This is a genomic window from Gynuella sp. (genome assembly GCF_050297175.1).
GTDB lineage: Bacteria > Pseudomonadota > Gammaproteobacteria > Pseudomonadales > Natronospirillaceae > Gynuella.
Genome location: NZ_JBNKSF010000026.1, coordinates 79,141 through 104,693, shown reverse-complemented (window position 1 = coordinate 104,693; position 25,553 = coordinate 79,141). Strand labels below are relative to the sequence as shown.

At 47.1% G+C, this 25,553-nt stretch carries 15 protein-coding genes; 7 read left to right on the top strand and 8 right to left on the bottom strand.

Annotated elements, in window-relative coordinates:
* Positions 1-203 precede the first annotated feature (203 nt).
* Positions 204-1,367: a M35 family metallo-endopeptidase gene (locus ACQY6I_RS09490; protein WP_428241245.1), complete on the top strand. Its 1,164-nt coding sequence runs from the start codon at positions 204-206 to the stop codon at positions 1,365-1,367.
* Positions 1,368-1,470: 103 nt separating this feature from the next.
* On the opposite strand, the gene ACQY6I_RS09485 is transcribed toward ACQY6I_RS09490, so the two are convergent.
* The 5 genes from ACQY6I_RS09485 to ACQY6I_RS09465 form a co-directional block, all read right to left on the bottom strand.
* Positions 1,471-4,422, bottom strand: coding sequence for a bifunctional diguanylate cyclase/phosphodiesterase (locus ACQY6I_RS09485; protein WP_428241244.1), 2,952 nt, complete (start codon positions 4,420-4,422; stop codon positions 1,471-1,473).
* Between the two features lie 659 nt (positions 4,423-5,081).
* The gene (ppx, locus tag ACQY6I_RS09480; RefSeq protein WP_428241243.1) at positions 5,082-6,602 is read right to left on the bottom strand and encodes an exopolyphosphatase; all 1,521 of its coding nucleotides are present in this window, start codon (positions 6,600-6,602) and stop codon (positions 5,082-5,084) included.
* Positions 6,603-6,620: 18 nt separating this feature from the next.
* A complete protein-coding gene (dtd, locus tag ACQY6I_RS09475) occupies positions 6,621-7,061 on the bottom strand; it encodes a D-aminoacyl-tRNA deacylase (protein WP_428241242.1) in 441 nt (146 codons plus the stop codon).
* Positions 7,062-7,099: 38 nt separating this feature from the next.
* Complete coding sequence (gene pip / locus ACQY6I_RS09470) at positions 7,100-8,068, bottom strand: prolyl aminopeptidase (RefSeq protein ID WP_428241241.1); 969 nt, start codon at positions 8,066-8,068, stop codon at positions 7,100-7,102.
* 208 nt (positions 8,069-8,276) lie between these two features.
* Complete coding sequence (locus tag ACQY6I_RS09465; RefSeq protein WP_428241240.1) at positions 8,277-10,109, bottom strand: L,D-transpeptidase family protein; 1,833 nt, start codon at positions 10,107-10,109, stop codon at positions 8,277-8,279.
* A gap of 280 nt (positions 10,110-10,389) precedes the next feature.
* Here ACQY6I_RS09465 and ACQY6I_RS09460 point away from each other — a divergent pair, with 280 nt between their 5' ends.
* The 3 genes from ACQY6I_RS09460 (at position 10,390) to ACQY6I_RS09450 (ending at position 15,241) form a co-directional block, all read left to right on the top strand.
* Complete coding sequence (locus ACQY6I_RS09460) at positions 10,390-13,041, top strand: ATP-binding protein (RefSeq protein ID WP_428241239.1); 2,652 nt, start codon at positions 10,390-10,392, stop codon at positions 13,039-13,041.
* Between the two features lie 48 nt (positions 13,042-13,089).
* Complete coding sequence (locus ACQY6I_RS09455; protein ID WP_428241238.1) at positions 13,090-14,235, top strand: mechanosensitive ion channel protein MscS; 1,146 nt, start codon at positions 13,090-13,092, stop codon at positions 14,233-14,235.
* 361 nt (positions 14,236-14,596) lie between these two features.
* The gene (locus ACQY6I_RS09450) at positions 14,597-15,241 is read left to right on the top strand and encodes a response regulator (RefSeq protein ID WP_428241237.1); all 645 of its coding nucleotides are present in this window, start codon (positions 14,597-14,599) and stop codon (positions 15,239-15,241) included.
* Here ACQY6I_RS09450 and ACQY6I_RS09445 read toward each other — a convergent pair.
* Entirely contained in the window at positions 15,238-18,699 is a 3,462-nt protein-coding gene (locus tag ACQY6I_RS09445; protein WP_428241236.1) for a hybrid sensor histidine kinase/response regulator, read from the bottom strand. The two genes, ACQY6I_RS09450 and ACQY6I_RS09445, sit on opposite strands and share 4 nt — an antisense overlap.
* Before the next feature lie 157 nt (positions 18,700-18,856).
* On the opposite strand from ACQY6I_RS09445, the gene ACQY6I_RS09440 reads away from it, so the two are divergent.
* Together ACQY6I_RS09440 and typA are read left to right on the top strand one after the other, a co-directional pair.
* Positions 18,857-19,822 carry a zinc transporter ZntB gene (locus ACQY6I_RS09440; protein ID WP_428241235.1) on the top strand — a complete coding sequence of 322 codons (966 nt, stop codon included), beginning with the start codon at positions 18,857-18,859 and terminating at the stop codon, positions 19,820-19,822.
* 226 nt (positions 19,823-20,048) lie between these two features.
* Entirely contained in the window at positions 20,049-21,866 is a 1,818-nt protein-coding gene (gene typA / locus ACQY6I_RS09435; RefSeq protein WP_428241234.1) for a translational GTPase TypA, read from the top strand.
* A 71-nt stretch (positions 21,867-21,937) separates the two neighbouring features.
* Here typA and ptsP read toward each other — a convergent pair whose 3' ends face one another.
* Entirely contained in the window at positions 21,938-24,211 is a 2,274-nt protein-coding gene (gene ptsP / locus ACQY6I_RS09430) for a phosphoenolpyruvate--protein phosphotransferase (RefSeq protein WP_428241233.1), read from the bottom strand.
* A gap of 8 nt (positions 24,212-24,219) precedes the next feature.
* Positions 24,220-24,744 (bottom strand): RNA pyrophosphohydrolase, encoded by a 525-nt coding sequence (locus ACQY6I_RS09425; protein WP_428241232.1) that lies wholly within the window; start codon positions 24,742-24,744, stop codon positions 24,220-24,222.
* A 112-nt stretch (positions 24,745-24,856) separates the two neighbouring features.
* Between ACQY6I_RS09425 and ACQY6I_RS09420 the strand changes: the two genes are divergently transcribed.
* Positions 24,857-25,549, top strand: a complete 693-nt coding sequence (locus ACQY6I_RS09420; RefSeq protein ID WP_428241231.1) for an HAD family hydrolase — start codon at positions 24,857-24,859, stop codon at positions 25,547-25,549.
* Positions 25,550-25,553 lie beyond the last annotated feature (4 nt).

Sequence of the window (25,553 nt, the reverse complement as noted above, 5' to 3'; positions counted from 1 at the left end):
ATTTTTCAGAGATTCCCTAATCAATCGTAATTTTTATGACAGACAAGGAATGCAATAAGCACAGATATATGCCACACGTGCGAAGCATTTCCAACTTTATCCCACTAATGAATGGGAGAATATTTTTGCCGGTTAACGTTAGTATTTTTTGGCAAAGTGTTCAGGCGGTATCGACAACATAATGCAGATGATAAAGGGCATAAGTGCGTCAACCTAAATTCGCCAGAAAGACAAGCCATTGCCTTATATTATTTTTCAACCACGATCACCGAAATCTTTATAGCAGGAAATCATCCATGAAGATAATAAAGCTACTGTGCACAATAATAATTCTATCATTAACTCCCTTCTTCGCACTTGCAGCTGGTAACGGGCTGTTATCCTTTTCACTTCAGGCGACCAAAAAAAGCACCAGCACTTCTGAAATCAACGTTGTTATCACCAATAACAGTGATGAATTTTTGAAGGTTTTGAAGTGGAATACCCCACTGGAAAAAGAACTCAGTGCAGACGTTTTCTCAATTTCGGCTGACGGCAAGTTCCAGAGCTATCAAGGACGGCTGGTCAAGCGGGGCGAACCTGAAGAAACCGATTATGTGACGTTTAAACCACACGAGAGTAAATCTGTAACTGTCGACCTGTCCCGTTATTACAAAATGGAGCAGGCAAGCTATTACTCTGTTTATCTCGATGGGTCCGTAACTGCAATCGTGGAAACCGCTAACAAGACAAATTCCACAATCAACACAACTCGGGCCAAAAGCACGGACATTGAAGCAAGCAGCAACAGCCTGAAAATTTTCTTTCAACCAAATACTGTAAAGAAGATTCAGAGCGAAACAATCTCAACTAATTATGAATATTGCTCATCCAGCCAGATCAATACACTCAACAGCTCAATGAATGCAGCTGTCAATATTGCCTCTGCGGCATCCAGTGCTCTAAACAGTGCATCCATGCCGACCAGCGCACCACGTTATACCACTTGGTTTGGATCACCCAACCGTAATCGGCAAAATACAGTGACGGCTCATTTTCGAAGTATTTCCAGCGCGTTAAGTTCAGCTCCAGTCCGTCTGAGTTGCGCATGCAATGACAATTATTATGCGTATGTATATCCAAATGACCCTTACAAAATTTACATTTGCAGAGCCTTCTGGTCAGCACCATTGACTGGAACAGACTCAAAAGCCGGCACTCTAGTACACGAGATGTCACATTTTAACGTGGTAGCCGGTACTGATGATAACGCCTACGGTCAATCAAATGCCAAGCGTTTAGCCAGAACCAATCCTGGAAGAGCCGTTCAAAACGCAGACTCCCACGAATACTTCGCGGAAAACACACCCTACCTTTCCATGTATTAGTCGTTTTGAACCGTATGCAGTATGGATGCTGCATACCTCTCAGGATTAAAACGAAGTGAATGTATTGACGGCTACCCACATGTCTACCGGTAGCCGTTTTTTATCAGGCGGGAAAACGGAGAATATTGTTATTATGTCCCATACGCGCACGAATCTGCTGACCACTTTCTGCTGCAGAAAAATAAAAACCCTGTAACGCATCACAATTCAGGTTCTGCAGAATTCTGACCTGTTGTTCGTTTTCCACACCTTCAGCCACTGTTTTTAGAGACAATGCCTTGGCCATATCAAGGATCGCCTTAACAAAGATGACATCCTGCTGACTAGAGCCCAGTTCCTGAACAAACTGTTTATCAATTTTCAGCACATCGAAAGGAAATTTTTTCAGATAACTAAGACTGGAGTAACCGCATCCAAAATCATCGATAGCAATACGAATCCCCATACTGCGAAGCTTTCTTAACACACTGATACATTGATCAGTATTGGTCAGTAATAGCGATTCAGTAATTTCAAAAATAAACCGGGTTCCAGACAAGTTGTAACTCGATAAAATCGTTGCCACGCTATCTATAAAACTACTGTCAGCGACTTGCCGGGCACTGATATTGATAGACATATTTAATTCTTTACCCTGACCTTTCCACTCGGTCATTTGCTTGCAGGCTGCTTCCAGAATGTATTTGCCAACATCATTAATCAGGCCAATGTTTTCAAGTACCGGAATGAAGGTTGCCGGTGCGACCATTTCTCCGGTTTTAGGGTTCTTCCAGCGACAAAGTGCTTCAGTGGCATACACCTCACCAGTATCGCTGTCGACGATAGGCTGGTAGTAGAGAAAAAATTCTTCCTGCTTAAAGGCGGTACGCAAATCATCTTCAAGGGCTACCTGACGAGACAAGACTTTTTCTATCTGATGAGAGTAAAAACAGACCCGGTTGCGGCCAGTATGCTTAGCCCGATACATGGCGGCATCTGCCCGACGCATGAGGGTCTCAGAGTCCTCACCATCCGTTGGGCACAACGCAGCCCCCATACTACAGCTGACGGAAATGGATTTGTGATTAATGATCATGGGCTGACGGACATCGTCAATGACTTTGTCACAAATTCTGGTCACCGCGGTGGAGTCTGAAATACCTTCAAAGACAAATACAAATTCATCCCCCCCAATCCGTGAAATAGTGTCCTCGCCCCGAACATGTTTGCGCAATCGGCTGGCAATGACTTGTAACAACTGATCGCCAGCCTCATGCCCCTGCGTATCATTGATGGTTTTGAAATTATCAAGATCCATAAAAACGACGCAAAAGCTGTAAGCACTGCGCTTGGTTCTGGCAATAGCGAGATTGATTCTGTCCATGAGCAGGATCCGGTTCGGCAGATCGGTTAACATGTCATGCTGGGCCAGATAACTCATTTTTTGGGAAATTTTTCGGGTTTCAGTGACATCCTGGAAGACCATTATGGTGCCAACGACTTCTCCTTTCTGATTAGTTATTGGCGAAATACTGTCCTGAATACCAAACGTGTCACCATTAATGTTTTTCAGCACTGCAAAATCCGGAATACCCTGAACGGTTTTTTCCTGCATCACCCGGTCGACCGGGCAGTCCAGACGTTTTCCTGATTGTTCATCATATAGGTGAATAACATCATTAAAATGTTTACCCGTGGCAACATCAGTACTCGTATACAACAGCGTCTCTGCCACTGCATTAATAAACGTAATATCACCCTTACTATCCGTAGCAACGACTCCATCACCTATCGACCTTAGGGTAATTTCCATAAGTTCGTTTTCTTCCATAAGCTTCTCGCTCAAACGAACTTCCTCTGAAATATTCTGGATGTGAAGGTGATACACTTTTTGGTTTGGGTGACCGTTTGACTCAAAGCTGGCAGAAACCGACAGGTAAATTTCCCGACCATAACGGCTGCGAACCTTGATCATGACATTCTCGACCAGATCTCCTTTTTGCAAAGTATTGAGTATTTCTTTGTCGTAAGTCGGCATGGATTCCGGCACCACTATTTTGCTGAATGGATAGCCGATCAGTTCAGTCGTGTCTAGCTCCATGATTCTTAGAAATCTCTTACTGGCCAGGACAGCATTACCTCCCGCATCAATAGTGCACAACAGCGCAGGCATATTTAAAAGCGCATCACGGGTACTGGTCATCTGCTCTTCGAGCTTGTCCATAACCAGTGTTCTGGCATGCTGTGAGACTGACAATACAACCGAAGGTATCAAGATGATCATAACTGGCAGATAGAACAGAATACCGGTCCTGCTAGGATCATCAATATTTGGCACGTATAACTGAAAAGATGTGATGGTCGTGATGAGAATGCTACATATGGATGCCGCAAAACTAATGGTAATAATATTGGTAAACAGCGCAGCCACCACCAACGTCAAAGCCAGGTAAGCAAAAGGATAAGCCAAGTGCAGGAAGGCATATATGCTGACGGCTGAAGCAATGGCTAGAAATCCCAAAGACCAGGTGGTCAATAATTCTTCTACACACTTTTTAAAACCAAAATGAGACAAAGCAATACCTGGAGCGCCAATGGTTAATCCCCCCAGCACTATACTGGTAAAGCTGACCACCCAGCCTTTATCTATATTTTGAAAACCATTCAGAAATAACCCTATTGCTGCTACCGTCGCAGAGATAGCTGCCGGCACAATGGCAATCACTACCAGTGCTTTGGCATAATTCACTGGGGAATCATAAACCTGTTCGAAATTGTTGCTTTTCTTAGTGAAATAGGCGATTAGCGAGACATTGGAAAGTGCTGTACAGGAGAACACCAGATTAACAGACAACGTTTGTGGTAACGACAGAGAAATACCCAACTGTGGAATCAGGACGGCTACCAGCCCCGCAGGCCAGAACCGATATGGTAATCTAGCCAACAATAAGCCCGCTGCTATGTTGGGGTACCAAACCATTGCAACACTACCAGGCTCTTTTGATAAATACAGTGCCATTGCCGCCAAACAGTAATATGACACCATTATCCCGGCGAGATAGGCCCAATAGGACATTCTTGTCCTCGAGGGTCGTAACTGATTCATCGATACCAACATGGCAAGCATCCTTTAAAATCGTTATCACGATAAAAACAAAATACCTGTCAAATCAAACCGATCATTTTCGACCTTAATTCAGTGAACTACATACTCCTCACACAAAAACGACTGGAAACATCTGAGCCTGAATCTGCTTTTATTATTCGACTACCCATCTACCATCCTGAGAAATTAGGCTATGAAAGAAAAACCCAAACAATTATCAAGACAACCAACAAATTAAATCTTTCTTAACCAAAACTAAAACTCTACAGCTACAGTCAATTATGAGGAGGTGTATAAATAATACCAGTACAAAGGGTCCTTCATTAGTTGTAGACTTTACGTAAATAAACATCTAAAGAAGCTTTGACAACAAACCTTACCGATAACAAAAAAATTGTGTTATTTTTTTATCACTAAAACGCGACAATAGAAAAATATGAACCATGATGACTATTTATGACACGTGAGATCTCACATAATAGTCAGGATTGATGAGAAGGATTGACCGCTTAGAGAGACACCGTTTCTGGCACAACAGTAGCAACAGAAAATGACAAAACCCGCCACAAAAAATTACTACAGCAACAAAATTGACAAACTGACAGATAAGACAACCAGTACTCTTATGATCAAGTACTAGCTTCCACACTATCATTCAAAAGAAGTGAATAACCAATCTGATTCAGATAACGAACCTCATTTTCCAGATCAGCTAATGTCAAAGAGTTATTTTCCAGCCATTCTGTAGCAACATTCAGCGATAACTGTTTACCCTTGGCAACCAATTTTATTTCCGGTAATGGAATATTACGACGAGCACGATTAAAGATAACTGCCAGACGGAAAATAATACTTAGCCGCAACAATGGCTCGTTATCCATTGGAAATTTCTTGACTGGAAAACGTTTTCGGTGCGACAGGACAAGAGCGGATAACTGGGCCTGCTCTGATCGGGAAAAGCCTGCCAGATCCACATGTTCAGCAATATAGGCCCCATGCTTATGATAATCACTGTGGGTGATATCCAGCCCGATCAGAAAAATTCTCGCCGCCCACTTTAATAGTTGCAGAGATTCTTCGGGGTTTAACGCCCAATCTTCAGTCACCTGTGGCAGAAAATCCTCAACAGTCTTTTCTATCTGTCCCACCCTGGGCGACACTACATGATAACGGGCCACCAATTTGTTGATGCTTTCATCGCGAATGTCTTTGTGTTCGAAGCGACCTTTCAGATCAAACAGCAGGCCTTCACGCAATGCCCAGTCCGACGCCGCTATAGTTTCCAGCTGCAAACTTTCAAACAGCGCACTCAAGACAATCAAACCACCGAAAAACACTGGCTGACGATCCGCTGACAGACCCTTCATAGATAAATCAATGTTGCCATGCTCAACAAACTGATCGATCAGGTCAGCAATGTTCTGACGATGGATTTCACCGGTCGTCCAACCCAATTCCGTACAGACCTCAGCAACAGCCTTAATCGATCCGGAAGCACCAATACATTCGGACCATCCCAAATCCAGCAGGTCATCACGCACTGGTTCCAATTCCTGCAGACAGGCTACCCGGGCTTTTTTAATCGCTTTGCGTGATATCTTGCCGTCATCGAAAAAGCGTTTTGTCAGTGCCACACACCCCATGTTGAGGCTTTCTTTGATTTCCGGGTCCATTCCCCGACCAATAATAACTTCGGTACTGCCACCACCAATGTCCATGACAATACGTCGGTCTTTACCCGGTTCGATGGCTTGTGCCACGCCAAGGTATATGAGACGCGCTTCCTCTTCACCGGAAATAATTTCCACCGGATGACCGAGTCTTGCCTGCGCTTCAGTCAGGAATTCACTGGCATTATTGATACTGCGAAGGGTTTTGGTACCCACAATGCGAACACTGCCGGCATTTACACTACGCAGGCGTTCACCAAAACGCTGAAGGCATTCCATAGCCCGCTGAACAGCTTCATCACTGAGGGAACCATCATCCCTCAAACCAAAACCCAGCCGCACGGGTTCCTTTATCCTGTCAATCACGACAGGGGCATCGTTTTGCCAATGAGCAATAATCATATGAAAGCTGTTCGATCCCAGGTCGACAGCTGCCAGCGTTTCAGGAACTGATTTAAATAGTCTGGAGAGATTGAACATGTATCAACGCCTTAATGTTCAAGCGGTTAGCAGGAAGGTAACGGGACCGTCATTTAACAGACTGACTTTCATGTCTGCACCGAACTGTCCAGTCGCGATACGCCCAGGCCAGTAGTCACTCGCCTTCTGCAGCAACAGTTCAAATAGTTCACGTCCCTTTTGTGGTTCTGCCGCTGTTGAAAAACCTGGCCGCAATCCCTTTCGCGTATCGGCAGCCAGAGTAAATTGCGAAACCAGCAGAAGTTCACCCTGAATATCCCGCAAGCTTAAATTCATCTTGCCCAGCTTATCATTGAACACCCGATAAGCCAGTAGCTTGGTAACCATTTTCTCGACAGAAGCCTCAGTATCGTTCTTTTCAATTCCTACCAGCGCCAATAGACCCTGTCCGATACTACCAATGGTTTGGTTATCTACCACAACACTGGCATGTTGAACTCGTTGAATCAAAACCTGCAAATCTTATACAACCCCGTATTCGTTTGTGATAAGGCCGATCAAGCCTGCATGGGATCATGCCCAAGACGTTTTGCCATCGTCCAGGCTGCTTTGATAGTGGCATCAACGATGCCGTTTTCATATTGCGAATGCCCGGCTTCACGGACCACATCCAGTTCAGCCTCCGGCCACCTCCGATAAAGATCGTAGGCATTATCGAGAGGACAGACCATGTCATAACGACCATGAATAATAATCGCTGGCAGATGTTTGATCCGATCCATATTGTCGAGGATCTGATTTTCCTGCAAAAAACAACCATGACGCATGAAATGGATGCCAATGGAAGCCATACCGAGTGCAAACGATGGATCAGAGAATGAAGTCTGGGTCTTTGGATCCGGCGTCAGAGTCAGGCAGTGGCCTTCCCATCCCGTCCAGCTTTTTGCGGCTCCCATGCGCTTCAGTTCATTGGTTCCGGAAAGCAGCTGATAATAGGCATCGATCAAAGGTGTTCCATTTTCACCTCCGACCATATCGGTAAAGGACTCCCAGAATTCAGGAAAAATCCGGCTGGCGCCTTCTTTATATAACCAATCAATGTCTTTGGTCCGGGCCAAAAACGCCCCTCTCAGCATGAATCCAAGCACCGAGTCTGGGTAGTCCTGAGCGTAAGCCAGTGCTAGAGTCACCCCCCAACTACCGCCAAACAACAGCCATTGGTCAATCTGCAGATACTGACGCAAAGTCTCGATATCACTTTTTAATGCGTCCAGGTGATTGTTGTCCAGGCATGCATGAGGTGTGGATCGTCCACAGCCTCGTTGGTCATACTGAATAATACGAAAGACATCCGGATCGAAGAAACGTCGGGCATGCTCACTCATACCGGCGCCAGGTCCACCGTGAATGATCAGCACCGGAATGCCTTCCGGACTGCCACTCTCACAGATGTAGAGATTATGCGGTGCCTGAACCATCAATCGATGTTCTGCATACGGTCTGATTTCTGGAAACATCTGCTGCATAATCAACTCCTTATCGTTCGAGGCAGTTTAACCCGAATACCTTACAAAGACATATGAAAAAGGTCTCTTATCCGGCAGATAGAATTTTTCAACCACAGCGTTCCAGATGATCCCTTTAAAAATAACCGATTAGCGACAACAACACATTTGGTGATTGTCGAATTTTTCTATTGGCGTTGCGAATACTGCGCCAAGAACCAAAAGCCTGCTAGGGACTCAGGGTTGAAATAATATTGCTGGCCAATTGTGCCGCTGCATGATCGCTGCCGAACTTGTCCAATCCATCCCATTGATACACGTCGGGGCGCTGTTGCAAAACACCTTTGTCATCAACCCAGGCAGTCCAGTACATCAGATAGGTCGGTACCGGTTGCGATAATTTAACATAGGTTGTCCGCTGCGATTGAATAACCTGAGTCAACTTTTCGGCCTGCCAAGACGGTGTGTCCTGCAACAGCAAACGGGCCAGCAACTCCGGTTTTTCCACTCGCACACAACCAGAACTCAAGGCTCGCATATCCCGTGAAAACAGATTTCGGTGATTGGTATCATGGAGATATATAGCCATGTTGTTTGGAATCACAAACTTCACCATACCGAGTGCATTATCCTGTCCAGCTGCCTGACGAAAGGTAAATGGCAACTGCCCTGCACCCAGTCGTTGCCAGTTAACCGTTGCCGGGTCAATGGTTTTCAATGTCCCGTTTCGGTCATAACGTATCAGCTGCAAGTGCTTGTCGGTCAGATAAGCCGGGTTTTTTCGGACCTGCGGCAGAATATCCCTGACCGCAATTCTCCCAGGCACGGTCCAGGTCGGATTCAATACCAGAGAGGAGATGTTGCCAATGATCGTCGGCGTACGGCGATCAGTACGACCAACGATGACTTTCATGGATGCCAGCGGCTGATGATCTGCAACTACCTGTAAACGGAAATCCGCCATATTCACCATCACATACTTTGAGCCCAGCCTATCCGGCAAATGGCGCCAACGCTTCATATTAAGAGCAATACGACGGGCAATACGCTGCGGCGATTGCTGAAGACACAAACGAGTTGCTTCATCAATCCATCCGGTTGGTTGCAGGCCGTTTCGCAACTGATAGTGCCTGACGGCCTGCTCCATTTCGTCATCAAATACAAATACGGGATGCGAGGGATTGAAGCTCACTTCCTGTCGATAGAGAGATCGTTCTTCACTGAACCAAACCCCCGAGTAATCTCCAAACAACAATAGGTTGTTTTTGATCACACGAATATCAGGATGAGCGTCTCCAGGCTTTAAAACCGGTCCGTCTCCAAGAGTTTCCCACTGCCCACCCAGATCCAAACGCTGATAGTATTCCAGCTGCTCCCTCAGATTCAGATAACCGGCATGGGAGGGCGTCAGACTTTTCAGTAGCACAAGCAGACCCTGAGCATCCAGTTTCTGCTGCAATTCATACAAAATTTGATCACTGGTCCAGCGTTCTGTCACCGGCTCCGCCACCACACGATAGTCTGACTGATGATCATGGGACTTGAGATCAGGCAGATAATTGTTATTGCGAACATCCTGAATAAAGGTCAAGAATGCATCGCTGAGCAGCAGATCCAGAGCAGTTACCCGGGCCGGCAAATTTCCAATTTCCGGCTCCGCTTTTAGAATCGCAGGTAAATGATAGCTGTAGAGATAACGATCATCGGCGACTGTTTCTCGCAGACTTTGAATCAATAGTTGGGCCGGAGCATTCAACACATAATTATCAAACCAGATGGTGTGGTAGCGATTGGAGCGATACAGCCTGCGTAATTCATCACGATGAAACAAACGGGCATAACTGCCATTCGGATTCTCAAATCTCGGCGGCTCACTGAGCCATTGTTGGATATGTTTGGCCGCCACTTTCTGAGGCAGCACAGGTTTTATCCCGGCAGCAAAATAAAATATACCGAATAACAGAGCAAAACACAGGGCAGCAACCAACGTTACCGCTATTGCAGTACGGGAGCGGCGCGAACGGGTAGCGGAATATTCAGGAGGAATGTAACTATAGCTCATAAACTAAGTATGGCAGCGATTCAGAATTTCGCCCGGTCATTCGGGCATAAGTCAGAGAGTTTTTCCCAGCATCACTTTTTTGCTTCAGGTATGCCGTGTCATACCGTACTTTTTGACGGCTTTCTGCTATCTCAACTATGCTAGGACGATAGACTTATCATTTTTGCACCGTCAAAATTGAGCTAGTGTGCTAAAAACAGGCAACTGTCAGTTGACCGGAACCACTAGCCCACCGGACACTGGCCTTGTTATCAAGGAAATCAGGAATATTTTGGAAGGTATGAACCAGAAGTCGGAGCTGCATACAGCGGGCCGGACCCTGATTGTCTGCTCGCTGACGATCTTGTTATATCTGATCAGCAATATGCTGGCCGCTGCTCCTGTTCAACAACTGAGGCAAGGTTGGTTCAATCCACCTGCTGATTTGAACCTGAATGCCCAACTCGATATCCACTCCATTCAAACCGGTGACGAAGCCGCAACTATTAAATTAACCGGCGGAGTGTTCTGGTATCTGACCCAAGTGGCCATCAATGAATCGGGCTCTTACGTCATTGATTTTAACAACTCCAGTGTGATTGGTCGTTTCAGCCATTTTATTTTTGATGAGCAGGGTAAAAACATCGCTCAATACAGTGGCGGTATACAAAGCAAAAGCAAAAACCCGTTTATGCTCCGACACGGGCGAACAACAGAACTGGATAGCGGCCGCTACACGATTATCACAAAGCTCGACAGCCCTTTCTTTCTGGCCAAGCCAGTACCATCGGTGACACCGATAGAACAATATCAGTCAAGCATCAAGTTCGGTAATCTGATCACCCTGATCGGATTAGGTATCTTTATTGCGCTTGGTTTTTACTATGCCGTACTATCTCTATTCCGATTCCGCCCAGCCGACATTTTTTATTCGACGTTTATTCTCGGCAACCTTATTTTTAACAGTACTGCTCTACTGGTGCTCAGTGATGTTTTTGATGTGCACTGGTTCTACAGCATCAGTATTCCTATCCTGATTTCCAATATTGCCTACATCTCATTCGTCCTCTATCTGCTGGATATCAACTACCGGCAACACCCCAGGCTGTTCGTTGCAGGGATTCTATGTATGGCGACACTCACCGGGCACATTCTGATTTCCATATTGTTGCCCAATCAGTCCCTTGAGTTGGATCGATATGGTGTGGCTATCTTCTCTGTGTTTGGTTTCACCTGCGGTATCATCCGGATGTTTCAAGGCAACATGACAGCCCGGCTGTATATGATCGCCAATGTCACATTTCTGATACCGGCGGTCATTTCCATTTCTCTGAACAGTCTGAGCTCTAACTTTAATCTGCTGATTGAGCATATTGGTTTGATCGCTGTCGCCACTGAGGTACTAATGCTGGCGTTGGTACTGAACTACCAGGTCGGTCAAGTCTATCAAGAAAAAGAAGAGGCTCTGGAAACAACCCGCAAGGCGCTCAGTTCAGCAGAAAAAGCGAATACGATTAAGAATGAATTTCTCGCCAACGTCAGCCACGAAATCAGAACGCCAATCACAGGTATCATGGGTGCTCTGGAACTTCTTAAACTGAAAATAGCCAATAAAGACGGACTCGAACTGGTACGAATTATTGACTCGTCTTCCAACTTTCTGCTGTCACTGATTAACGATATTCTCGACCTTTCCAAAATTAACGCAGGGCAGCTGGAATTACATAAAATGCCTTTTGACCTGGATCGTCTGCTGAGCGAGATGATTGAATTGTTCGCCCTGACGGCCACCCAAAAGAATATCTGCATCTCCCTTGATCAGGACCCTACACTTCCGTCGTCTGCGTTTGGTGACGAAATGCGGATCAGACAGATACTGACCAACCTGCTCGGCAACTCTCTGAAATTCACCTCAGAAGGAGAAGTGCGCCTGGAGGTCAAAAAAGGGGAAAACAACCACATCCTGTTTAAAATCAAAGACACAGGTATCGGTATTGCCGCCAATAAGGTTAAAGATATATTTAACCCATTCACTCAAACGGACAGTTCTATTTCTCGCCGTTTTGGAGGTACCGGGCTTGGGCTGAGCATCGCCCAAAAGCTGGCACTTATGATGGATGGAACACTGTCTGTGTCGAGTGAGGAAGGCCAGGGCAGTGAATTTACGCTTTCAATTCCTTTGCCGGAGCACCCGGTTTCAGCCATGAATTTTGCCTATCTAAAAGTCGTGGTTTTGTCAGACCAGGATGACAGCGAAGCACATAAAATTATTCAGGACCTGCCATTTTTTGGCATCAATGTCGAACATCATTTTCATGATCCCGAATGCATCAGCCAACTGGATTTTACTCCGGACATTTTATTTGTTTTTCCAGCTCAGAGCTCTATACCGGAAGGCAAGGAACTGCTGGAAAAGTTTAAGCATCAGGCAAACCGGGTATACTACTGGATTGACATTGCCCGCTATCATGACCCTGATTTCACCGACACCCAACTGGTATCACTCCCCTATACCCGTTTTAAATTGTACAGTTTATTAATTGCAGAACTAAGTCCATCCCGCACTGAGGCCAAACAGGTTACTGATTTTTCTAAAGCCAACGTAATTGCCATTGATGACAATCATGTCAACCTTCAGATTCTGGTCTCCATGCTACACCGAATCGGCGTAAACGCTACTGGGTTCATGAGTCCTGAACGAGCCATTGAAGCAGCAATCAACAGCCCCCCTGACTGCATTATCATGGATATGCAGATGCCCACACTGGATGGCCCATCAGCCACCAGAGTACTACGCCAAAAGCAAATTTCTGTACCAATTATCGCGTACACTGCGAATGCTACGGACACGGACAGAAAAATCTGTGTTGAATCTGGAATGAATGATTTTTTAATAAAGCCGGTCAAGCTGGAGGTGTTAAGAAGTACTCTCAGCCGATGGTTAAATAACTGACCCGGTTATCAAATCCGGGCAAAAAAAACTGTTGTAGGAGAGTTAACCATGTCATCCAATAAATGGGGGCTTTTATGGCCAATGTTATTAACCTTTATATTAACGCTGGTAACCGCCTGGTTTAAGTATCCGACAAACCATCTGCCTCCGGGTTTTGGAGTGTTTCCCCCCATTCAGATTGGAACCACTCCTGGGTTCAATTTGATCTACTTTATTGTGATCGCGATCGGTGCCCTCGCAGTGACCCTGTTTATATTATTTCCGACGCTGTTTGGTTTTCAAAAGCCAGCGTCATCTGGATCCCCGTCCGGCTCACGGAAACTGCCCTGGTGGTTTTTCCTGGGGTTTATTGTGATGGTTTTTTTCTGGTGGCTGATGTGGTCCAACAGTTTTGTTTTCGGCAACCTGGTGTACTACGCATTTACCCCAATGTGGTGGGGTTTCATTATCGCTGTCGATGGCATCGTTTATTATCGCAATAATGGTCATTCTATCTTGAGCACACGCCCGACCTTAATGATCATCAGCGCGATATTCTCAGTTTTTGGTTGGAGTTACTTCGAGTACTTTGATTACTTTGTACTCAGCAACTGGTACTACCCCAACGGTCATATGAGCGAACTGTCTCACATGACCATCGTAATTATCTTTTTGGCTGCCTATTCCACCGTGTGGCCGGCGGTATTTGAATGGTATACCTTGCTCAACAGTTTTCCCGGTCTGATGCAGCGTTATGCCAATGGCCCCAAACTGCCAATAAATGGAACATGGCTGCTGCTGGCAGGGTCCGTCATTTCTGTTGCTGTCGTCTGGTTGCCTTATCCTATGTTCTGGGGAATCTGGATCGGCCCGATGGCCATCATTTGTGGTCAGTTACTACGCCTGAACATCTGGAATCCATTGACGGACATTGCCAATGGCAATTGGTCTCCCGCCGTCTTAATTGCCCTGGCATCAATGGCCAATGGCTTCTTTTGGGAGATGTGGAATTATGGCAGTTCTCATCCAGTTCCACTTGAACCGACCAACCCTAACTATTGGATCTACGACATCCCTTATGTCAATGTATTGCATTTCTTCTCCGAAATGCCACTACTTGGTTATTTCGGATATCTACCTTTCGGTTTGTTTGTCTGGATCATGTATATCTGGGCAGGCAAGCTATTTGGCTTTAGGACAGATCTAACACTCTGATCAGCAAACAAACTTCATGTACTTCAACGGGCGTCGCACAACTCATTATGACGCTCGTTTTTGTGTCATATTTGCAACATTGCCAGACTTAATCGCCATTATTGACGACAATATTAGTCTTCACAAAACAAAAGGACATATTTGACTCATCCCTTTGAACGACAGAAGTTTCCTTAGCTATCAAAATGTCCATTTTTATCGGTTTTTATAGCACAAAACTTGGGATTTCCAGTCTAAAGAAGAGGCAAACGCTTCCTTTTTTCCACTACCAAAAATTAATATTGAGCGAGTTCATTTTATCCAGAAAAGAATTCTGTTATAACTGAGATCTGATTCGCGTTAACTTAATACAATAAAACCTATGAGTTCACTTAACCTCGTTGTTGCAGATGATCACCCTCTATTCCGTAAAGCGCTAACTGAAGCCCTGCGGGAATCCGATTACCAGGTAAATATTATTGAAACTGAATGCCTGGGCACCACCAAAGAAATACTGGATAAACAAAAAGGAGACATTGACGTTCTCTTTCTTGATCTACAGATGCCGGGCAGTGAAGGCATTATGGGACTCATTGAGATCAAAACTGCATATCCTGAACTGGCCATTGTGGTCGTTACGGCCAATAAATCGAGCAAAATCATGCAGCAGATCAAAGCTGCCGGAGCACTCGGTTACCTTCCAAAATCCTTGACACTGACCGAGATGGTAGGAGAAGTAAATAAGCTGTTTAAGGGACATCCCTGTTTTCCGGCTGATATCGAGGAAGAACAACCTAACGAGACTGATATTGACGCAGTCAAAAAAATTGCCTCTTTAACGCCTCAACAGCAAAAAGTACTCACTCTGATCAGTAAAGGCTTCCTTAACAAACAGATCGCTTATGAACTGGATGTCAAGGAAACCACAATTAAAACCCATGTCTCCGAAATTTTTCGCAAGCTGGGCATTTACAACCGCACTCAGGCGGCGGTGTATCGTCAATACATGGAGCACGACGATTCTTAGTTCAGTACCCGATCAACCAAGGAACGAAGCTGTAGTGGTTTGACGGGTTTTTTAAGCAGGTAGTAGTTGCGCGACTGTATTTCCTTCTGAACAGCATCCGTATAATCTGCGGTAATAACGATAACAGGTATATTTTTCAACCAGGACTTTTTCCATTCCGTCAGCAGATCAAGACCAATTTCATCATTATCCAAGTGATAATCGATGATGATCAGATCCGGCAGTTGCTGACGAACCAGATCCGTCACCTCGGAGCTATCCGATATTCCCATTACTTCATGACCCCATTCAGACAACAGGCTGCGCATTCCTTCTACAACCTGAACCTCATTGTCCAGACACAGAATATGCGCACTTCGACCACCTCGATAACTTGTTTCTATATTAACTTTATCCGTTACTCGAGCTTGAGTAACAGGCACTCTGATCATAAAACCGCTACCCCGACCAATTTCACTCTTGATGGAAATCGGATGCTGCAATAGATTGGATAAGCGTTTCACTATCGCCAGTCCAAGACCCAGGCCTTTTTCTTCATACGAGACATGAGGCAAACGATGAAACTCGTCAAAAATAACATCTTGTTCCTGCTTTGACAGTCCGGGACCGGTATCCCAGATTTCGATGGTGCAATACTCTCCGTGGCGGCGCACTCCTACACTGATACGGTTACGAAGACTATATCGCACCGCATTGGCCAAAATATTCTGAATCATACGCTTGATCAGCCGTGGGTCAGTGGTAATCCATAAAGAGGAACGTACAACCCGGAGACGGATACCTCTTTCGGCCGCCAACGCACTTTGTTCTGTCTCAATCGACGCAAGCACATCATTAAGACTGACGGCATCGACATTAGGCTTGACCACATCGGAATCCAGCTTGGAAATTTCCAATAACTCACTCAACAGGTTATCAGCTGAAACCAATGAACGTTCGATCTGACTGGAAAGCTCCGCCAGCTTGTCATGATTACCTTCTTGTGGCTGTCGTATCAGTTTGGCATGCAGGCTGGCTGCAAACAGTGCCGCAGCATTAAGAGGTTGCACGAGGTCGTGACCGGCTGCCGCCAGAAAGCGGGTTTTATTAACATTGGCTTTTTCCAGCTTCGCATTACTTTCCTGCAGCTCCTGGGTCCGCGCCCCCACTTTTTCCTCCAGTTCCTCATTAATACGACGCAGCCGGTTTTCAATATTGCGCTGTTCAGTGACATCTGTATAAACAATGATGTAACCCCCGCCTGGCATAGGGCTGCCTTGAGCTTCGATGAACTGTCCATTGGGGCGCTCACATTCATAGCGGTCCGGCTGTCCCCGGCTCAATTTTTCCAGATGCAGCTCCACCCTATCAGACGCATAATGGACCAGGTCACCGTGTTCATGGTTATGTCGTTGAATGGTCTTATAAGATTGACCCACGATCAGTAACTCTTCCGGGTAATCGAATAAATAACGAAACTGTTGATTCCACGCCACCAGATTACGATCCCGATCATAAATGCAAATTCCCTGACTGATGGATTGCAATGCGGAGTGCAAAATCTCACGGTTGAACTTGAATACCTGAGAGGCTTCATCAACCATGGTAGAGAGGTCCCGCCAGTCATCACCCCCTGGCTCAACAAAATGTTCAAACAATAATCTCACTGCAGGGGCACCCAACATTGAAGCCAACAGGCGCTCAGACTGAAAAATAAACTCCCGGTCAGCCTGCCGGTCACCAATCAGACGGCCATTCACCGGATTGGTATAAGGTGCAAACAGTTCCTGCATTTTTTCAGCATCGATAAAGCGCCCCATCAGAACATGCAGATCACCGATCGAAGCCTGGAAGGAAGTATGAGTGACCAACCCGTGTTTGGCCGGAATCGAGTGCACAAAACTGGCAGCCTGCAGGCGATCCTTGAAGGTGCCGGTGAAATACGCCGAACCAATCCACAACCCAAGTAAATTGGTACAGAGACTCCAGAGCACGCCATGGGCAACTGGATCCAGATGGACCCCCATAAATGCATGCGGATCAAGAAATACCAACATCCCTTCAAATTCCAGCCAATGTCGTGGAACAACCCCCACTTCCGCCAGCAATGGTAAAATCAACGTGTAGAACCACATGCCAAAGCCACCGATCAACCCCAGCATGACACCTCTACGATTCAGCCGGGACCAATAAAGGCCCAACACCAGAGCCGGCCCGAACTGTAGGGCCGCGATCAGGGAAATATTGCCAATTTCAGCCAGGCTGCTGTATTTGGTGACCGTACGCAGATAAAAATATGCCAACAGCAAAACCAATAAATGACTGCCGCGTCGCAGCATCAGAACAACCCGGTCAGAATTATTGGCCTCAACAGCCCACAACCGGGTACGAATCAACAGAGGCACCAGAATTTCATTACTCAGCATAGTGCTCAAGGATATAGAGGCGATGATCACAATAGATGTGGCAGCAGACAAGCCACCCACATATGCCAACAGAGTCAAACCACTCTGACCCTCCTGCATCGGCAGATGTAAAGTCAGATACTCCAGTTGCGTCACATCCCCCTGAAAATACTGATACCCAACAATAGCAATGGGTAATACCAACAGATTAATCAGAATGATATATACGGGTAACAGCCACCGTGCCTGTTTCAATTCCTGGTGGCTATGGTTCTCCACAGCGAGTACGTGAAAATGATGTGGCAGCGTCAGAAAGGAAATAAACCCAACGATGAGCATAACCAGATAGGTATACGGGGTACTGAAATCCGTCAGTGTTGCACGGATAAGCGCATCATTTGTGGCCGTATTGATGACACCGGAAATGCCATCTCCAAGATCAAACAATATCCACCCGGACACCAGCAGAAACGTAATAAGCTTGATCACAGCTTCAAATGACAATGCCAGCATAACGCCGGGATGACGGTCATTCACCCCCACTTTCCGGGTGCCAAATAACATTCCGAACAACGCCATCAGCAATGCACAATAGAATGCCAGATCAGAGTACCAGTGACGGGTTACAGGCTCCGTAGCCGAAACAATACTGAAACTGACCGTTATGGCTTTCAGCTGAAGTGCCATGTAGGGAACCAGCCCTACGATCGCCAGCAGCGTCATGGTCACTGCCACCGCACGGCTATGACCAAAACGACTGGAAGTCAGATCAGCAATCGAGTTGATGCCTTCGCGCCGGGTCACCTGTATGACTTTTTGCAGCAGACTGAACCCCAGCAGCAAAATCAGAATATTGCCAACGAATATCGGCGATATAAACCAGCCTTGTTCGAAATAGTCGAGGGTATTCCCATAAATTGCCCAGGTACTGCAGACAATGGTTAAAGAGAGACTGTAAATCCAGGGCTGCCAGGATCTGGGCAGGTTTTTCCGTTCGCCATAAATGGCGACCAGGAACAGCAAACCAATATAAACCAGGGCAACCAGCGCATAAAGATAGGTGGATAAATTCATAATCCCATTGCCTTATTGTTTTTTGAGGGGAAAAAAAGGGCTGGCACTCATTGTAGGGAGTTTCAAGAAAATCAAAATCGGCCATTTTTCAAAAACTTGCAAGACGTTTCAAGGTAACCGAAGCTTACAGCCTTCACAAGAGAGATCAGGAGCGCATATGGATCAGGGGCTAGTATATGCCGGTCTGCTGGATCAACCGGAGATACAATTCAAAGACTGGCAGGCACTTAATCAATGGCAACCGGAATCGGGCATTATTTGGGTACATTTGGATATCAACTGCCAGGATGCGAGAGACTGGCTGCTGATGCACAGTCAGCTGAATGATTACGCCATCGACACACTGCTAACCGAAGAAACCCGGCCGCGAATGGAGCCTCACAAGGGCAGTATCTGCATGGCATTAAGGGGAGTCAATCTGAATCCAGGGGAAGACCCCGAAGATATGGTTGCCATCCGGGTCTATGCCGATGCACATCGAGTTATTACTGCACGCCGCCGTCGACTGCACTCCATCCAAACCGTCATGAATCTGCTCGGTCAGGAAGATGCCCCAGCCACCACCGCGAGCTTCATTAATGAACTGATCAACCAATTAACTGCACGACTGGAAGAAACCATTGATTCGGTGGAAGACCAGGTGGATGCTCTGGAACAAGCACTGCTGGATGATGCCAGCCATGGTTTGCAGAAGGAACTGTCGTCACTGCGACGCGCTGCGGTAGTTCTGCGTCGTTATCTTGCTCCTCAACGAGAAGCCCTGTCCCGTCTGTATCTGGAAAAACTCGACTGGTACCCTGAATCGGAAAAGCTCAAGTTACGAGACTTATCCGACCGCCTGATCCGTAATATTGAAGACCTCGATACTGCCCGTGAACATGCCATACTCGCTCAGGAACAAATCGCCAGCCGGCTATCGGAACAGATGAATCAGCGCATGTATGTGATCTCAATATTCTCAGCCATCTTCCTGCCACTGGGTTTTTTAACTGGCCTGTTGGGAGTCAATGTCGGCGGTATTCCCGGCGCCCACGATTCCTTCGCATTCTTAATCTTCATCCTGATTTTGCTCAGTGTGTTTGGGGTGCAATGGTGGTTGTTTAAAAAATACCGATGGCTGTGATACTGAGCACAGCCTCAATTAGTTGCTACAAAAAATAAATTGCCGGAACAGAGTCGCAAATCTAGAGCCGATAACAAATTGCTACCGAAACAAACTCTGGCAAAGCCTTTGATTCCAAGGCCTTTCTATAACATCCATAACCCCGGAGAAAATATTCGGGCTAGGAAAGTCAAGTTTCTCAGGTATAATCCGCGCCCTTCAGAATTTTACCCGAGCGGATATCCTTGTGATCGAGAAATTACGCAATATTGCCATCATCGCCCACGTTGACCACGGAAAAACCACGTTGGTCGATAAATTGCTGCAACAGTCAGGCACTCTGAGCCGTAAAGATCAGGATTCCGAGCGGATCATGGATTCTAACGACCAGGAAAAAGAACGCGGCATTACCATCCTGGCCAAAAACACTGCCATCAGCTGGAATGGCTATCGCATCAACATCGTCGACACCCCTGGGCACGCCGACTTCGGAGGAGAAGTTGAGCGCGTACTGTCAATGGTTGACTCCGTATTACTACTGGTAGATGCAGTAGACGGCCCCATGCCACAGACCCGTTTTGTGACCCAGAAAGCATTTGAAAAAGGGCTTCGTCCTATCCTGGTTGTCAATAAAATTGACCGTCCCGGTGCCCGTCCGGACTGGGTGGTCGATCAGGTATTCGATTTGTTCGACCGCCTGGGTGCCACCGACGAACAACTGGATTTTCCAATCGTCTACGCTTCAGCTCTGAACGGTATCGCCGGTAGCGATCCGACAGATATGGCAGAAGATATGCGACCTTTATTTGAAATGGTCGTCAACCGGGTATCCGCTCCTTCAGTAGACCTGAATGGACCATTCCAGATGCAGATCTCAGCGCTGGACTATGACAGCTATGTCGGTGTCATCGGTATCGGCCGGATTACTCGCGGCGAACTGAAACCCAACCAACAGGTGGTTATTGCCAGTGCCAATGGCAAAACCCGCAAAGGAAAGGTTCTAAACGTCAAGGGTTATCATGGCCTGGAGCGGATGGACACCCAACTGGCAACGGCTGGCGACATCGTGTGTATCACCGGTATCGATGGCCTGGGGATTTCCGACACCCTGTGTGATCCCGAGCAGGTTGAGCCGTTACCGGCGCTGACAGTGGATGAACCGACCGTCAGCATGACATTCCTGGTTAATGACTCACCATTTGCCGGCCGTGAAGGCAAATTTGTCACATCACGAAATATCAAAGAACGATTGGAACAGGAACTGATCCACAACGTGGCATTGCGCGTTGAAGCCGGTGATACTGCCGATAAATTCAAAGTATCCGGTCGCGGTGAGCTGCATCTGTCTGTACTGATCGAAACCATGCGCCGGGAAGGGTATGAACTTGGTGTTTCCCGCGCTGAAGTTATCCAGAAAGAAATTGATGGCGTACTGCAAGAACCCTATGAATTGGTGATCTTTGATATCGAGGAAAGCCATCAGGGCTCAGTCATGGAAGAACTCGGACTGCGTAAAGCCGAACTGCTGAACATGGAGCCCGACGGAAAAGGCCGGGTTCGCCTGGAATATATGGTACCTGCTCGCGGCCTGATCGGCTTCCGGGGCCAGTTCCTGACCATGACCTCCGGTTCCGGCATCATGACCAGTATTTTTGATCACTATGGTGAAGTTAAAGAAGGCAACATTTCATCACGTCAGAATGGCGTCCTGATCAGCATGGTCAAAGGTAAAACCCTGGCATATTCATTGTATTCATTGCAGGATCGCGGTCGACTGTTTCTGGGCCATGGCGTGGATATATATGAAGGCCAGATCATCGGCATTCATTCCCGCTCTAATGATCTGACTGTCAATCCGACCAAGGGTAAACAGCTGACCAACGTCCGTGCCAGCGGCACCGACGAAGCGCTGATCCTGACACCACCGATCAAGTTCACACTGGAACAGGCACTGGACTTTATCGAGGACGATGAATTGGTGGAAGTGACACCTCAAAGTATCCGTATTCGCAAAAAAGCACTGAACGAAGCGGATCGCCGCCGCTCCAGCAGAAATAAAGACTAACGGAAACTTGACCTCCGGAGACAAAAAAAGCGCTGATCATCAGCGCTTTTTTTATGCCTGCTATTGTACATTCATCCCGGTTTGACGATACCGAGCTGAGCCAGTGACAAACCTGCTTTCTTCATCGCAAATTCCAGCGTACTGCGAATTACCAAAGGGTTATCCATTTGCAGGATCGTGTTTAACAGATCCCGGGCCCACTCAGTATCGATTTGTCGCAACAAAGCTTTCACCCGCAACAGACTGGTCGGGCTCATGGAAAGATTCCGAAACCCCATCGCTGCCAGCAAAATCACACCAATCGGATCGCCGGCCAGTTCACCACAAATACTGACAGGACAACTACAGGCACTGGCATCCTGATAGATTCGCTGCAATGCCATCAATACGGCCGGATGATAATTGTTATACAAACTGGCAACTCTTGGATTGGTTCTATCCACTGCCAACAGATACTGGGTCAGATCATTACTGCCAACCGAGATAAAATCGACCCGGGCCGCAATATCACGAATCTGATACACATTGGCAGGAATCTCAATCATCATGCCAATTCTTGGCATCACCACCTGATAACCTTCTTCCTGTAATTCGTACATGGCACGGTAGATCAGGTGCATGGCCTCTTCCAGTTCTCCGATACTGGAAACCATTGGGATCAAAATACTCAGGTTATCGAAACCCTCACTCGCCCGGATCATTGCCCTGACCTGAACGATAAAAATTTCCGGATGATCCAGTGTAACCCTGACACCTCGCCATCCCAGAAATGGATTCTCCTCCTGAATCGGAAAGTAGCTCAGGGATTTATCACCGCCGATATCCAAAGTTCGCATACAGACATTATTGGGTGCAAATGCCTGCAACTGCTGACGATAAATTTCGGCCTGCTCACTCTCGGAAGGAAACCGGTCCCGCATCATGAATGACACTTCAGTCCGATAAAGCCCGACTCCTTCGGCTCCCTGATCCAGAGAACGATACACGTCTGTCATCAGCCCGGTATTTACCTGGAGACAGAAACGCTGTTGATCAAGGGTCTCGCAAGGCTCATTTTTCAGATATTCCAGCCCAGCAACAAACTCCTTCTCTTCCCGAACAATTGCCTCAAAATGCTGCAGTTTGTCCAGGGTCAGATTGCAATAGACATGCCCCCGATATCCATCCACCACCAGTTGTTCACCATCCAACTCCTGAAATGGTATATCCACCAACCCCATCACCGTTGGAATGCCTAATGCTCTGGCAATAATGGCAATGTGACTGTTAGCAGAACCACTGACGGATACGATGGCTGCCACCCGGTCTTCCGGAACTTCCGCCAGAATAGCAGGGGTCAGTTCCGCGCCAATAATGATGGCATCTTTGGGGAACTCACCGGGGATGGGCTTGATATCAGCCAGATAGCTGATCAGCCTGCGAGCCAGATCACGAATATCCGTTCCACGCTCACGCAGGTAAAGATCCTCCATCTCCTCAAAGTGACGTGAGTAAGTCGTCGCTACCTGAGCAATGGCACCCTGAGCCCAGATGCCGGTATGAATTAGACGCTTAACCTCACCGGCTAACGCCTCATCATCCAGCATGCCAAGATAGACATCGAACAAAGCACGCTCTTCAGGTCGCAGATCACTTGAAAGCTTGCTGCCAGCCAGCTCGATATCAGCCCGCACCATCGCCAGCGCATTCTCGAATTCAGCCAGTTCATAATCGATATCTTTTACCAGTCTAGGGGGAATCGTTTCGAGGGATTTTCCCATGGTCAACAACACCGCAGTACCAATGGCCACACCATTGGCACCCGCCACCCCCTCAAAACGAACGTTTCGCTGATCCTGTCCAAAGAAAGAGCGGCGCAGATAGCCTGCGGCATCTGCATGTGCAATGGCGGAAGCCAACTGCGCAGATACAGTAACCAGGAACGCTTCATGACTGGCTTCAAATAATGCTTCGTCTTTTTTTTGCACCACCATAACACCATGCAGTTTCCGGTGGTGAATGATGGGCACCGCCAGCATGCCGTGCAAATCGCCCTCGGCCATACTCGACACTTGATGGAAAGCAGGATGCTCTTTGGCATTGGCAATGTTTAACGGCTCTTCACGCTTGGCCACAACCGCAATAATTCCCTGGTTAGCCTCCAGAGTGACCTTGCCCAACACCTCACGGTTAAAACCTTTATTGGCGCTCAATACCAGTTTACGGGCCTGGTCATCCCACAGAAAAACCGAACAGACTTCTGCCCCCACCCGTGAGGGCAGAACCTGAACGACCATTTCCAGCGTTTCGCCAAGATCCCTCGCACTGGTGATGTCCTGAGCAATGCGTTTTAACAGGTTCAGCATAATTATTATTATTGTCCAGCAATTCGTTTTAGCATTTGGCGCTCCCGAATTATTTTAACTTCGCGGGCCAGCCTGGGAGAAAGCTCTATCAACGCACGTCGATACACATCCTTTTTAAAACTAACCACCTTCCCCAGCGGATACCAATAGCTGACCCACTGCCAGCCATCAAATTCCGGAGCCTCACAACCGTCAACATTGATACGGTTCTCCGGACAGGCCATTTTCAACAAAAACCATTTTTGTTTCTGGCCCACACAGATCGGCAGACTGTTCTGCCGGATCATCCGCTTGGGTAACCGATATCTCAGCCACCCCTGAGTGCAGGCAATAATCTCGACATCGCGGTGCTCCAGCCCGACTTCCTCTTTCAGTTCACGAAACATGGCCTCCACCGGCGTTTCATGAGCACGAATTCCTCCTTGAGGAAACTGCCAGGCGTCCTGGCCGATGCGTCTTGCCCATAGTACCTGCCCCTTATTGTTGGCAAGGATGATCCCAACATTTGGCCTAAAACCATCAGCATCTATCATATTTGCGCCTCCAGCCCGAAAAATCCGGGCTGACTTTGATCGTTACTTGCATTGTTCCACAATAACTGCCATCAAGCCAGCTTGGTGCTTGATGCCAATTGCGCCGCCTAATATGCTTGAAACTTTCACCAATACTGGAGCGCAACGAGTGACCCTCGCCATTTTTGACTTGGACAATACCTTACTGAATGGAGACAGCGATCACGCCTGGGGTGAGTTCCTGATCGCCAGACAACTGGTCAACGCTGATCAACATCAACAGCAAAATGACTTCTTTTACGAACAGTACATGGCCGGGACCCTGGATATTTTTGCCTATCAGGAATTCGTTCTCAGCTTCCTGACCCAATACGATGAGACGGCCCTCGAACAACTGCATCAGGAGTTTATGACCGCAAGTATTGAGCCCATTATCCTGCCCCAAGGCCGGCAATTACTTGCCCAACATCGTGAGCAGGGTCATTTTATTATGATTATCACAGCAACCAATGACTTCATTACCGGGCCAATTGCCAATATGCTTGAGGTCGATCACCTGATTGCCACCCAGGCGGAGAAAATAAATGGTCGTTATACCGGCAGGATTACCGGAACACCGAGTTTTCAGCAGGGGAAGGTGATCAGATTGCAGCAGTGGTTGGATGAAAATGGAGAATCTCTCGATGGCGCGTATTTTTACAGTGATTCCCATAACGACCTACCATTGCTGCAGCAGGTAAGCCATCCCGTTGCAGTCGATCCCGATCAGACCCTGGCAACATATGCCCGGGAACATAACTGGCCGGTGATCAGTCTGCGAGATTAATTTA